This is a genomic window from Butyrivibrio sp. XPD2002 (assembly GCF_000423945.1).
In the GTDB taxonomy this organism is placed as follows: domain Bacteria; phylum Bacillota; class Clostridia; order Lachnospirales; family Lachnospiraceae; genus Butyrivibrio.
The window spans coordinates 9,932-23,174 of sequence record NZ_KE384117.1 but is presented as its reverse complement, the minus strand read 5'-3'; the positions used below and the strand labels follow the sequence as shown (position 1 = coordinate 23,174).

General features: G+C 43.8%; 9 protein-coding genes, 1 tRNA gene and 1 pseudogene. 2 read left to right on the top strand and 9 right to left on the bottom strand.

Going from position 1 to position 13,243, the window contains the following annotated elements; genetic code table 11:
- Positions 1 to 10: 10 nt before the first annotated feature.
- Positions 11 to 865, bottom strand: a complete 855-nt coding sequence (locus G587_RS0119705) for an HAD family hydrolase (RefSeq protein WP_051201179.1) — start codon at positions 863 to 865, stop codon at positions 11 to 13.
- 25 nt (positions 866 to 890) lie between these two features.
- A complete protein-coding gene (locus tag G587_RS0119700) occupies positions 891 to 2,612 on the bottom strand; it encodes an alpha-amylase family glycosyl hydrolase (protein WP_026493644.1) in 1,722 nt (573 codons plus the stop codon).
- Between the two features lie 124 nt (positions 2,613 to 2,736).
- Between G587_RS0119700 and G587_RS0119695 the strand changes: the two genes are divergently transcribed.
- Positions 2,737 to 2,808, top strand: a tRNA-Trp gene (locus G587_RS0119695).
- Between the two features lie 63 nt (positions 2,809 to 2,871).
- On the opposite strand, the gene G587_RS0119690 is transcribed toward G587_RS0119695, so the two are convergent.
- On the bottom strand, positions 2,872 to 4,938 hold the full coding sequence (locus G587_RS0119690; protein WP_026493643.1) for a methyl-accepting chemotaxis protein: 2,067 nt from the start codon (positions 4,936 to 4,938) through the stop codon (positions 2,872 to 2,874).
- A 324-nt stretch (positions 4,939 to 5,262) separates the two neighbouring features.
- Here G587_RS0119690 and G587_RS0119685 point away from each other — a divergent pair, with 324 nt between their 5' ends.
- Positions 5,263 to 6,291 carry a 3-deoxy-7-phosphoheptulonate synthase gene (locus G587_RS0119685; RefSeq protein WP_026493642.1) on the top strand — a complete coding sequence of 343 codons (1,029 nt, stop codon included), beginning with the start codon at positions 5,263 to 5,265 and terminating at the stop codon, positions 6,289 to 6,291.
- 108 nt (positions 6,292 to 6,399) lie between these two features.
- Here G587_RS0119685 and G587_RS0119680 read toward each other — a convergent pair whose 3' ends face one another.
- From G587_RS0119680 to G587_RS24805, 6 genes and pseudogenes are all read right to left on the bottom strand, one after another.
- Positions 6,400 to 7,287: a tyrosine-type recombinase/integrase gene (locus tag G587_RS0119680; protein WP_155829633.1), complete on the bottom strand. Its 888-nt coding sequence runs from the start codon at positions 7,285 to 7,287 to the stop codon at positions 6,400 to 6,402.
- Entirely contained in the window at positions 7,280 to 8,572 is a 1,293-nt protein-coding gene (locus G587_RS0119675) for a diaminopimelate decarboxylase (protein WP_026493640.1), read from the bottom strand. Before G587_RS0119675 ends, G587_RS0119680 begins: the two co-directional genes overlap by 8 nt.
- 124 nt (positions 8,573 to 8,696) lie before the next feature.
- Positions 8,697 to 9,371: a uracil-DNA glycosylase gene (locus G587_RS0119670; RefSeq protein WP_026493639.1), complete on the bottom strand. Its 675-nt coding sequence runs from the start codon at positions 9,369 to 9,371 to the stop codon at positions 8,697 to 8,699.
- A gap of 80 nt (positions 9,372 to 9,451) precedes the next feature.
- Positions 9,452 to 10,210, bottom strand: a complete 759-nt coding sequence (hisF, locus tag G587_RS0119665; RefSeq protein WP_026493638.1) for an imidazole glycerol phosphate synthase subunit HisF — start codon at positions 10,208 to 10,210, stop codon at positions 9,452 to 9,454.
- A 17-nt stretch (positions 10,211 to 10,227) separates the two neighbouring features.
- Entirely contained in the window at positions 10,228 to 10,833 is a 606-nt protein-coding gene (gene hisH / locus G587_RS0119660) for an imidazole glycerol phosphate synthase subunit HisH (RefSeq protein WP_026493637.1), read from the bottom strand.
- Between the two features lie 40 nt (positions 10,834 to 10,873).
- Positions 10,874 to 13,243: pseudogene (locus tag G587_RS24805) on the bottom strand (hypothetical protein); the annotation flags it as partial.

Below are 13,243 nucleotides of genomic sequence, written 5' to 3'. Positions count from 1 at the left end.
AGTGTGAGAGTCAGTCAAGAAGATGTGCGATATCGCCGTCTGCGACGACTCTCACATTTTTTGTTGTCACATTTATTTTCTTCATCTCTTCTTCGATCTTCTTATCGCTCCATCCAAAGGTATTGAGGAACACTCCCGGAAGTCCGCAGGCAGCTGCGATTCCCATGTCACATTTCATCTCGTTACCTACCATAACTGCGGATTCTCTGTCTATATCAAATTCCTTTATGAGCTTCTCCATAAACTCAGGCTGCGGCTTCTTGATCTGCTTATCAGATGAAATATATACTCCGTCAAGATATGGCAAGACTCCTGCCATCTCCAGCTCAGTCCTTGTAAAAATTCCCTGAGCATTGGATAAAAGGTATAGCTTGCAGCCATTTTCCTTAAGAGTCTTAAGCGTACTTATTGTGTTGGGATAGCATCTGTACCATTCTCTTGATATTATCCTGAAGGTATTGCTAACCATATATGCCCACTCACTGTCTGCAATATCATCAGCAGATAAAAGTCTTACCGGTTTTCCTTCGATAGTAGCAGCGGTCTCATGGTGATTTTCTGCTTCCGTAAGAAGTCTTGCAAATACTCTCTCCAGCAAAATCTCCGGGTACTCAAGCTCCATGTTGGGCTCCCATACCTTCAGAATCTTTCGAAGATGTGCTTCCTCTGCCTCGCATAGCTCAGAGTACTTTTTCTGCAACTCCTCAGGTGTATAATCTGCGCCATATGCTGAATATATTCCGGCCAGATGCTTCCAGAGCTCAGGCTTACTCTCGTCTGTCTTAATATCAACAAGTGTTCCGTAATAATCAAAAATATATGTCTTGTACAGCTTTTTAGAATTTTCAGTTGTGTTCTTTCCCATATTATTTTCCAGTCATTTTCCTCTATCAGCTTTCATCAGTAAGAATCGCTATTCCAAATGAAGGAACCGTAAGTATGTCCCCTTCAAGAGTTATATCCTCTTCACCAGTAACCAGTGTTGTGGCAAGATTTCTGTAGCCATCAGCACCCTGATCCTTACTAAGATCGATTTCTGCAGGCTCATCACCGTTGTTGAATGCGATAAGAACCTTTGCCCCCTTAGTACCCTCTGGCACTTTATCTGTTCCATCCTTTATCCAGACTACGTTTCTGTCTCCGGAAAGTCCTTCAAGAATAGTACATTTACCGCGGGCAATGGCAGGGAATCCGTTTCTTATGTGAATTGCCTTCTTATAATAATTGTAAATTGAATCAGGATCATCCTTCTGCTCTTCAAGACTGCCATAGGACATCTTAAGGCTGTCCATTCCAGAAGGTCCCTTGGTCATTCCTTCTGTGCCTTCAGCAGCCCACTGCATGGGAGCTCGCTTATTCTCATCCTTACCGGAACCCTTCATACCAAGCTCCTCGCCATAATATATGAAGGCATTGCCGCTCATCAGAAGATTAAGGGCGCCTGAAACCTTAACGCCGTCCTTAGCCTTTTTACCGGTGTAATAGCCTGCGCTTCTTGCCATGTCATGGTTTGTATAAAAAGGAGCGTTGATATAGTTTTCATTATATGAAGCGTATAATTCGTCCTCATCAATCTGTGCCTGCACATATCTCACGGGATCAGCTTTTCCCTTGGCACATTTTGATATGATTCCCTCACTTCCTGAAAAATCAAAATCAAAGAGAGAATCTATTCCGCTGGCATAATATTTTGCATAGCCGCCTGAAGCAGTCCAGGCTTCACCAACGATATAGGCATCAGGATTTATCGCCTTTACCGCATCCACAAACTTGGAGAGCTGCTCAGTACTCATAGTTATGTCATCAGTAGTAAACTGTGTTACCGCATCCATTCTGAAGCCGTCGCAGCCAAGATCTATCCAGAATTTTGCTATATCAGCAAACTCCTTCTGAACAGCCTCGCTATCAAGATTTAAGTCAGGCATTTCTGACCAGAACTGGCACTCATAATACCAGTCAGCACCCAGAACCTGCTCATAGCCAGTCTGTGGCTCTTTTGAAAAGTGGTAGTAATCAATGTATGGACATTCCTCAGCGTTTGGCTCTGCGCCCTCGGGAAGACTCTTAAGATATTCGGTAGCTTCCTTAAACCAGGTATGCTGGGACGAAGAATGATTCATTACCGTATCGTTTATCACACGGATCCCGCGCTTGTGAGCCTCCTCCACAAGCTTCTTGTAGTCATCCAGGGTTCCGTACTCCGGGTCCACGTTACAGTAATCTGTTACATCATATTTATGATAGGTTGTAGATGGGCATATCGGCATGAGCCAGATCTGGTTACACCCAAGATCATCATTTGTATTTGGGTCGCCATCATTTATATAGTCCAGCTTATCTATAACTCCCTGGAGGTCTCCGATTCCGTCACCGTCACTGTCATAAAAGGAATAGACGAATATTTCATAGGTTGTTCTATATACATCATCTATTGGATCCCCATATATTTTGCTTTCTTCTGTTTTGGCTTCTTCTGTCTTTTTCTCTTCTTTTTCTTCTACAGCTTCTTCTGCCTTATTATCTACAGGCTCTGTAGCCTTCTTACCACATCCTGCGATGGTGCAGCAGATAGCCATTCCTGCCAGAATTCCCGCTAAAAATCTCCTTTTCATAACGCCTCCTGTTTGCTAACATATACTTTGCATTTTACTATTTGTTTTTATTTAAAAAAACTGTTTACATTATTTTTTCTCTATGCTATAATTTCATTCGTTGGCGACAGAAAGCGTCAAGGATAGGGGAATCATACAATGGCTAGTATTGCGGTCTCCAAAACCGTTCATGCGGGTTCGAATCCTGCTTCCCCTGCTAGTTAAAAAGACCGTTCACTTATGTGAGCGGTCTTTTCGTATTCTTACATTTTTTCTTATATTATCTGAGCTTGAAGTTCTTAACTATTCCATCAAGAGTAACAGCGATATCCTCCTGCTTCGTAGACATGTCACTGACATTTTCTACTACATCAGCAACAGTATTGATGGAATCTGTAATATCCGAACTGTGTGATGCAGTCTCCTGTGTGGACTCTGCGATGTTCTGGATAGCGTTGTTTACTTCGTTCATTGCATTTCTGATATTCTCAACCATCTGAGAGATCCTATCAGACTGAGAGCCAAACGACTGAGCATCATCGCCATACTGACGAGCTACGTGAACGAAATTCTCATAATCAGGTGCTGCTGTATCATTGACAAATCCAAGGAGTTCCTGTGAACTGTCTGTCAATGTCTTGAAAGCATCCTGTACGCCATCAATTGTTGTCTGGATCTGCTGAACTGCCTCTGCAGTATCGCTTGCAAGCTTGTTGATCTCAGATGCAACAACCGCGAAGCCTTTACCATGCTCTCCTGCTCTTGCAGCCTCGATGGATGCATTCAGTGACAGAAGGTTGATCTGGTCTGCGATCTCAGCAATGGACTGAGCCATGTTGCTGATTTCCTCAACAACCTTTGCCTTTTCTGAAGCCTCAGCAAGCTCTCTGCTTCTCTCCTGAGCGATGTTGATTGCATTGTCATAAGCCTTCTGGCTGCTCTGCTCAATCTCCTGAGCTCTTACCATAATTTCCTTGGTTGCTGCAAGGCTCTCTTCACTGACCTCTGCAAGACTCTGAACTGAAGTATTTACTTCCTCAACAGAAGCACTTACTTCCTCTGTTGCTGCGCCTGAAGACATCATCGCATCGTTAACACCTGACATGTTGCTCTGAATCTTTTCAAACTGGCTTGAAAGCTCATTAGCCATGGATGATAGTGATGAGCTTGCGGTACTGATATTTTCAGACTCATCAGAAATCTGACTTATTACGGTACGGTTAGACTCGTACATATTATTAAGTGAATCGCTCATCTGACCAAGCTCATCACCTGATTTATTAAACAGCTTTGATACTGTAAAGTCACCGCTGGCAAGAGCGCCTGCAAACTTCTTAACATTTGCAAGGTTCTTTGAAATAGCACGTACAAGAAGAATTACTACAATTGAGCTTATAAGCAGTGCTGCGATAAGAATTGAAATCATTACAAGTCGAAGAGAATTAACCTTCTTCTCCAGCTCATCCTGATTCATTCTGATCATAAGCTTCCAGTTTACATCCGGAATAGTTCCGAATGTAATAATGATGAATTTTCCTGCTTCCTCAAATCTTGCCTGGCCGGATTCTTTTCCCAGAACCTCTGAAGCGGCTGATGCAAGAGATGCATTCTCATCTGCTGTAATGTTTGCTCCATCAGAAACCTTCTTGCTATCTGAAGTATAGAGATATGTACCATCAGAAGTTGTAAGGATCGCTGAACCGGTCTCCCCAACCTTGATAGCCTCTGCGATTCCTGAAATAGAATCGAGCACCAGATCTACAGTCACGCATCCGATGAACTGTCCTGAAGGATTGTAAATAGGAGCTGAACATGTGGACATGATTGTTCCTGAAGTAGGATCATAATATGGATCTGTTATCTTTGCAGTTCCCTTCTGAAGAGCCTTTGCATTGGTATAGTATTCCTGGTTGATATAATCATACTCAGCGTTACTGTAATCCCATGTCTCCACGATTGAACTACCATCCTTATACCAATAAGGTCCCTGATACTCTTCCTCTGCAGAATATGCATAGGGCTCAAACCATATTCCGGCACCGGATATCATGTCATTATCATTCTGAACGTTTGAAAAAACGTCCTTATAATTTTCCATGGTAGCCGTCTGATAGGTGCCGCCAACGGTCTCAGCAAGCCCTATTGCCGTAGCCTTTATCTCATCCAGATAGCCTTTAACCGTAGCAATATTGCCATTTACTATGGCATTATTTCTCTCCTCAGTCTGCTCCTGGATAAGCGCACTACTCTGAGTAACACTGACATAAGTCATCAGAATCATTGCGATAGCTACAATAGGGATAATTCCTACCAGCATCTTAGCCATTATTGACATTTTCTTCCACATAATCAGACCCCCTCGTAAATGAATCTAGGAAATCGCATTCTCCAAAAAACAATTTTCATTATCTCTGTAAAAATGCAGATTTTTTCTTCATGTGTCTATATAAATCTTATCATATTCGAAGTCTTCAATTATCAAAAATTCGATTATTTTTTATTAAACTTTTAAAAAATAAATCAAGATTTAAGAGCGAAATAATTTATACTTTTTTAATAAAATGAATTTTTATGCGTTTACTTTCAGACTTTAACGTGGTATAGTGGAAAACGAAATGTTTTTTCTGTATCATTACTTATTATAAATAGAACTTTCGGAGGTATTATCACTATGTCTTTTCAGTATATACAGCAGCTTCCCTCTCCCGAGGAAATAAGAGATGAATTCCCTCTTAAGAAGGAGCTCGCTGAGCTTAAGAAAAATCGCGATGCACAGATTGCTGATGTTCTCACAGGTGCAAGCGATAAGTTCATGGTAATTGTTGGTCCCTGCTCAGCAGATAATGAAGATGCTGTTTGCGACTATGTTTCAAGGCTTGCTAAGGTAAACGAGAAGGTAAAGGACAAGCTGATCATCGTTCCCAGAGTTTATACCAATAAACCCAGAACAACCGGTGAAGGCTACAAGGGTATCACATCCCAGCCCGATCCTGAGGGAAAGACCGATTTCCGTGCAGGTCTCATCGCTATGCGTCACATGCAGATCCGTGCCATTGAGGAGTCCGGCCTTACTGCTGCCGATGAGATGCTCTACCCTGAGAACTGGGGCTATGTTGAAGATATTCTTTCATATGTAGCAATAGGTGCTCGTTCAGTTGAGGATCAGGAGCACCGTATGGTTGCCAGCGGATTTGGCGTTCCTGCAGGAATGAAGAATCCTACCAGCGGAACCTTAAGCGTAATGCTCAATTCCGTATATGCAGCTCAGCTTCCTCATTCCTTCGTATACAGAGGCTATGAGGTTAAGACCAACGGTAATCCCCTTTCACACTGCGTACTTCGTGGTTCACAGAATAAGCACGGTCAGTCACAGCCCAATTACCACTACGAGGATTTAAGTCTTCTCGCTTATCTGTATTCAGAGAGAGACATCAAGAATCCTGCTGCGATCATTGATGCAAACCACAATAACTCAGGTAAAAAGTACAAGGAGCAGATTCGTATCGTCAAGGAAGTACTCCACTCCAGAAGCCAGAACAACAACATCCGCGACCTTGTTAAGGGTGTTATGATCGAAAGCTATATCGAGGAAGGCTGCCAGAAGATCGGCGAAGGTATTTATGGAAAATCCATCACAGATCCCTGCCTTGGTTGGGAAGATACAGAGAGACTTCTTCTTGATATTGCAGATCTTGTATAAAAAAGGAAGCTCAATTCCTATGAGATAAATATACAGACAAAAATTTACCCCAGCATATAAATGCTGGGGATTTTTGTTCTCCTAAGTACGTTACTTATAACGACGGCATCAATGCGTCCTGTCGTAAACGTCTCTTAAATAATCACGATTTTCTCTTGCGTATCTTACAGTAGATACAGGGCTGACATGTCCCATCATGATCTGAACAGCCTCTATATCAGCACCACGCTCAACAAGATGAGCTGCAAAGCTGTGTCTTAATGCTTCAGGTGTTATCGGCACCTTTATCTGTGCCTGACTGGCATATCCCTTAACAAGCTTCCACACACCCTGTCTGCTCATGGCATCGCCCTGATAATTTATGAAAAGAAGCTCTTCATCTGTACTCTTGATAAGATGTCTTCTTCCATCCTGAAGATATCTCTGTAAAACCTCTTTAGTTCTCTTATCAAAAGGAATAGTCCTATCCTTTTTATCACTCCTGCACTCGATATTACCAAGCTGCATATCGATGTCTGAGACCTTAACAGCTATAAGCTCTGATACCTTGATTCCTGTAGCATACATCAGCTCGAGCATGGCTGAATCACGCTGTCCCTTTGCGGTTCTTGTGTCAGGCATATTCATCAGGTCTTCTATCTGTTTTCTTGTAAGTACGTTAGCCTTAGGCAGCTCTACCTTCGGTGCTACCAGATTCTCTGAAGCATCTATAGCTACCATCTCACCCTTTACGAGGTGCTTAAACAGGGCCTTTATTGATACGATATTCCTTGCCATCGTGGCAGGTGAATATCCTTTTTGTGAGAGTATTTCCAGATGATCCTTCAATACTCTCTCAGTTATTCCCGATACCTCGGTAATGTTATGCTCGTTTAAATAATCCTGTAATTTGTTGAGGTCACACTGATAGGATTTTGCCGTATTCTGGCTCATGTGACCGGAAAGCTTGCACTCAGTAATAAAATCCTGAATAACGTCCATTTCTAGTTTACTCAAATTCCTTCATAATTTTGTCAAGCTCGGAAAACATAGGCAACTGATCCAGAGTCGCAAAGTAATCTCTGGGAGTCTGTGCTCTTCTGATCTGCTCTACGCTACCGTCCTCTTTTAATAAGAGTTCAGCGCACCACAACTTGCCGTTGTAATTATACCCCATTGCGAAGCCATGTGCACCTGCATCATGAATAAAAAGATAATCTCCCATATCAATCTTGGGAAGCTTTCTGTCTATCGCGAATTTATCGTTGTTCTCGCAAAGTGATCCTGTAACGTCGTATACATGATCAAGAGGAGCCTCCTCTTTTCCAAGAACAGTGATGTGATGATATGAGCCGTACATAGCAGGTCTCATAAGGTTAACTGCGCAGGCATCAACACCGATGTACTCCTTATAGATGTGCTTTTCATGGATAGCCTTGGTAACAAGTGCACCATAAGGACCGAGCATGAAGCGTCCCATCTCTGTGTAAATAGCAACATCACCCATTCCTGCAGGAACAAGGATTCTCTCGTACTCCTTACGAACACCCTCCCCGATAACTGCGATATCATTACCTGTCTTATCAGGCTCATAAGGGATTCCTACACCTCCTGAAAGATTGATAAAGCATACATCAGCTCCTGTCTCCTTCTCAAGCTCGACAGCAAGCTCAAAAAGTTGAGCTGCAAGTGTGGGATAATACTCATTTGTTACTGTATTACTTGCAAGGAAAGCGTGAATACCAAAGCGCTTAACACCTTTACTCTTAAGGATTCTGAAGCTCTCAAAAAGCTGTTCCTTAGTCATTCCATATTTTGAATCACCGGGGTTATCCATGATTCCGTTACTCATGGTGAAAACTCCGCCCGGATTGTATCTGCAGCTTATTGTCTCCGGAAGCTTTCCTCCCAGTGCCTCTTCTGCAAACTCGATATGTGTAATATCATCAAAATTGATGATGCCACCAATCTTGTCACAATAGACGAACTCCTCTGCAGGAGTATCATTTGATGAAAACATGATGCTCTCGCCGGTAGCACCAATAGACTTACTGAGCATAAGCTCTGTTATTGAAGAACAGTCAAAACCGCACCCCTCAGCCTGCAATAACTTCATGATCATCGGGTTAGGTGTAGCCTTTACAGCAAAATACTCCCTGAATCCAGTGTTCCAGGAAAACGCCTTCTTTACGGCTCTCGCATTTTCCACAATTCCCTTTTCGTCATATAAATAGAACGGTGTTGGGTAAGTCTTTGCAATATTTTCAACCTGCTGCTTAGTTACGAATGCTTTTTTCATAATATCCTCATGCTCTCCTGTTCTCTATATTGTAATTATCCAGAGCTAATACTCGGAAACTTTTTTCACTTTACTACGTTATCACGAAAAAGTATTTGTGTCCAATATTATTTTGAAAAAATCATCATTAAATGTTCTCAATCTGCCAATCTATCGGCTCCAGATTGTTAGCCTTGAGAAACTCATTGCACTGTGAAAAGTGTTTGCAGCCAAAGAATCCACGATACGCTGAAAGCGGACTTGGATGAGGCGCAGTAAGAATCAGGTGCTTGGGATTGTCAAGCATAGCCATCTTAGACTGTGCAGGCTTTCCCCAAAGCATGTACACGATAGGTCTGTCCTGCTCGTTAAGAGCTTTGATGATTGCATCGGTAAAGTGCTCCCAGCCCCTTCCCTTATGAGAATTAGCAGCATGTGCTCTAACCGTGAGAACTGTGTTAAGAAGGAGTACTCCCTGATCTGCCCATTTTTTCAGATATCCATTATTTGGGACATAGCAGCCAAGATCATCCTTCAGTTCAGCATAAATATTCACAAGAGACGGCGGGGCGTCCTGTCCGGGAAGCACCGAAAATGACAAGCCGTGTGCCTGTCCCGGCTCATGGTAGGGGTCCTGCCCCAGTATCAGCACCTTTACATCCTTTAAAGGTGTAAGATGCAGTGCATTAAAAATATCATCCGCAGGTGGATAAACCACCTTGGAATGATATTCATCAAGTACAAATTTATATAAATTTTTATAATAATCCTTGCCAAATTCTTCCTTCAACGCAGGAAGCCAGTCATTGGAGATCATCGGCATAAAAAATCACACCCTTCTTTCATATTATCGAATGCCTGAAGCTGTTTTCACATCAGCGTGTCTGTCTTCCGGTTAAACAATCAAAGTCTTACAGGCACGTTCTTATCTCGCAGGTACTCCTTAACCTCGCTTATCTCAAGCTCCTTGTAGTGGAAAAGAGAAGCTGCAAGCGCTGCATCAGCGCCGCCCTGTGTGAGCGCCTCATAGAAATGCTCGCAGTTACCTGCTCCGCCTGAAGCAATAACCGGAATAGAAACAACATCTGCTACTGCTCTTGTAAGTTCAAGATCGTAGCCGTCTTTCGTGCCATCTCCATCCATACTTGTAAGAAGGATCTCACCGGCACCACGTCTTTCTGCCTCCTTGGCCCATTCAATGGCATCAAGACCTGTGTCTATTCTTCCGCCGTTTTTATATACACTAAAGCCACCCTTATCATTTCTCTTGGCGTCAATCGCAACAACCACGCACTGTGATCCGAACTTCTCAGCTGACTCTGTAATAAGGTCAGGTCTGTTTATCGCAGCTGAATTTATCGCAACCTTATCAGCACCTTCTCTGAGTACGGCTCTAATATCCTCTACGCTTCTGATACCGCCACCCACAGTGAAGGGGATGAAAATCTGCTCAGCCACTTTTCGTACAAGATCAACTACTGTATTCCTGGCATCTGATGTAGCCGTGATGTCAAGAAAGACAAGCTCATCCGCTCCGGCCTTGGAATATGCCTTACCTACTTCCACAGGATCTCCTGCGTCGCGAAGCTGGACGAAATTTATACCTTTTACAACTCTGCCATCGTTAACATCGAGGCATGGGATTATTCTCTTAGTAAGCATGTTTTTTCCTTTTCTATTTAAATACTGAGGAAATTCTTCAGAATCTCCATTCCGACCTCTGCGCTCTTCTCCGGATGGAACTGGCATGCAAAGACGTTTCCCTTTTCAACAGAAGCATCTATTGTAGTTCCATACTCGGTTGTCGCTGTTACTATGCTCTTATCATCAGCATCAAGATAATAGGAATGGACAAAATACACGTAAGAATCCTCATCTATTCCCTTAAAAAGTCTACCCTTGTTAGGATATGTCAGGCTGTTCCATCCGATCTGAGGAACCTTCAACACGCCATTATCCGGAATTCTTTTTATTTTACCACGCAAAATGCCTAGACCCGAAACTCCTTCTGACTCATCACTTGAATCAAACAGGAGCTGCAAGCCCAGGCAAATTCCCATAAACGGTGTTCCGCTTCCAGCTACGTCGCGGATGACCTCCGTAAGTTTATATTCTTCCAGTTTTCTCATCGCATCGCCAAAGGCACCAACTCCTGGCAGGATCACGCGATCTGCCTTCATGATCTCCTTGGGGTCTCTGGTTACGAGAGCATCTGTTCCCAAAAACTTAAAAGCGTTAACAACACTTTTTATATTACCGGCATCGTAGTCAATTATTGCAAGCATCAGTAGGCATCTCCTTTTTTGATGTCGACCTCTGCATCTATCACTCCGGCATTATAAGTTCTATTGTTCCAGTAGTTTCCATTATACGTCTCGTGTATTCAGGCTTAGTCTTAATCTCATTTATCTCTGCGATATCCTGAGAAGACAGTCCATATTCAGAAGAGAGCGTCGACTCGATATTAGAATACACGCTTTGAACCTCATTGACAACCTGAAACTCTTCAGCTTCTCCCATTATCGAATCCTTTGTCTTCATTGCTATCAGCAAAATATCCAATGCTTCATCTTCCATTTTCATGGCTTTATAGCTCTTGTAAGCATTGAAATAATACTGCGCACTGGTCATTACTCTGGCCTGATGATACATAAGACTCTGCTCTTCGTTAAGCTGTTTTCCATATAAAAGCTTATATGCTGTCGCGTAATCCTGCTTCTCAAATGCACTGTTTGCGCGGCCCATGATAATTCTTCCCGGAAGAAGAAGTGCAGGAAGTGAAAACAGAACGCCAATACTAAATGCAAAGAGCATAGCAATTGCAACCTTCTTAGGTGCAAGTGCCTTCTCCGGAACGCCGTCATCCGGTTTCGGCTTCTTCTCCTTCTTCGGCTTTTCCTTCTTCGGCGGCTTCGGCTTCTTTTCCTTCGGCGGCTTCTTTTCCTTCGGCTTCTTTTCTTTCTTCTTTTTCTCTTTCTTAGCCTTCTTGCCATCCTCTGCTGCCAGCTCATCAAGAACCTGCTGGTTCTCATCTGTCAGACTTGCAAGCTCGTCCTCCGCAGACTTCGGATTCAGGTCTTCATCTGTCTGTGTGAGTACTTTGAAAAGTGCAGCGAAAATAAGGAAGATAATATTAGGTCTGCGCTTCTTTTTCTTGCCGCCTTCCTCGCCCTCTTCAGGTTCTTCTCCTGAAAGTCTCAGAGCAATATCATCATAATCTCCGCCATTGTCATTGACTTCATCAGGATCAGGAATATCATCTGAAAGTCCGATATCATCAAGACCTTCTTCTCCCATCGCTCCAAGAATATCTTCGGGATTTACATCCTCTCCCTCTGCGCCGCCTTCATCCAATCCGCCTGCATCAAGGCCCATATCGTCGAGGCTTATCTCTTCAGCACCTGCTCCCTCTTTTTCATCAATATGAGCGGTGCTTTCAACGTCCTCGGCATCATCACTTGCAAGGCTGTTCATGATCGCATCAAGATCAGGCATCTCAACATCAGCGGGTTCACTTCCTCCTGCCTCCGCTTCCGAAGAATCTCCGCCAAGATCTTCAAGCATGCTGTCGAGATCCATATCGGCGCCTATGTCTTCGCCGTCCTCAGCTACGTCATCAAGATTTTCTCCTGAATCCTTTAACAGGTCATCTAGCTCTGCGCTGACTGATTCAAAATCAATATCTGATTCCTCAGCTGCAACCTCGCCCTCTGTTCCGCCTTCATTCATAGCGTCAGCGAACTCTGCAAAGGCATCTGCCAGCTCTGCCTCATCAGCAGTCGGCATGGGCTCTTCACCAGCGGGCTCTCCAAGGTCTTCCGGAGAAAGATCATCAACAGCTATCTCATCAAGAGGAGCTTCCTCCGCAGCAGGCTCTTCTGCAGGAATATCCTCCAGACTAATCTCCGGCATTTCCTCTGCCGCGGCTGCTTCTCCTTCAGCAGAAGCTTCACCTGCTGCCGCTTCTTCGGTATCAACGCCCATTTCAGCCATCATTTTCTCGATGTCTTCAGGAGACATCTCTTCTGATGCCGCATCATCTGCGGCGGGTTCATCTAATGATAATTCAGGATTATCTAAGGATGCTTCTTCTGCCATCGGAGCCTCCTCTGCTGCCGGTGCTTCTTCTGTTGCTGGAATATCCTCCAGACTAATCTCCGGCATTGCTTCTTCTGATACCTCTTCCAGAGGTATCTCTGGTGCTACTTCATCTAACTGAGATTCCTCTATAGGCATCTCAAGTGCTACTTCTCCTGCCAGATCACCCAAGTCAATGTCAGGTGCAACTTCTGCTGTCTCGGGTGTTGGTGCTTCTGCAGCAGGCTGTTCTGCCTCTGTTGCTACGCCCATCTCTGCCATCATCTTCTCGATGTCTTCTGGTAACATCTCTTCCGATCCTGCTTCTGCTGCAGGTGCTTCTACTTCTGGTATATCTTCTAATGCTATCTCCGGTGTTGCTTCTGCAACTGGTTCTTCTGCTGCAGGCATCTCTTCAACAGTAGGTGTTTCCTCTGCTGCAGGCACCTCTACCTCAGGTATATCTTCTAATGCGATTTCTGGTGTTGCTTCTGCAACTGGTTCTTCAACCGCAGGTGTCTCTTCAACAGTGGGCATATCAACTGCAGGAGCTTCTTCTGCAACAGGCTGATCTGCCTCTGCTGCAACGCCCATCTCTGCCATCATCTTCTCGATATC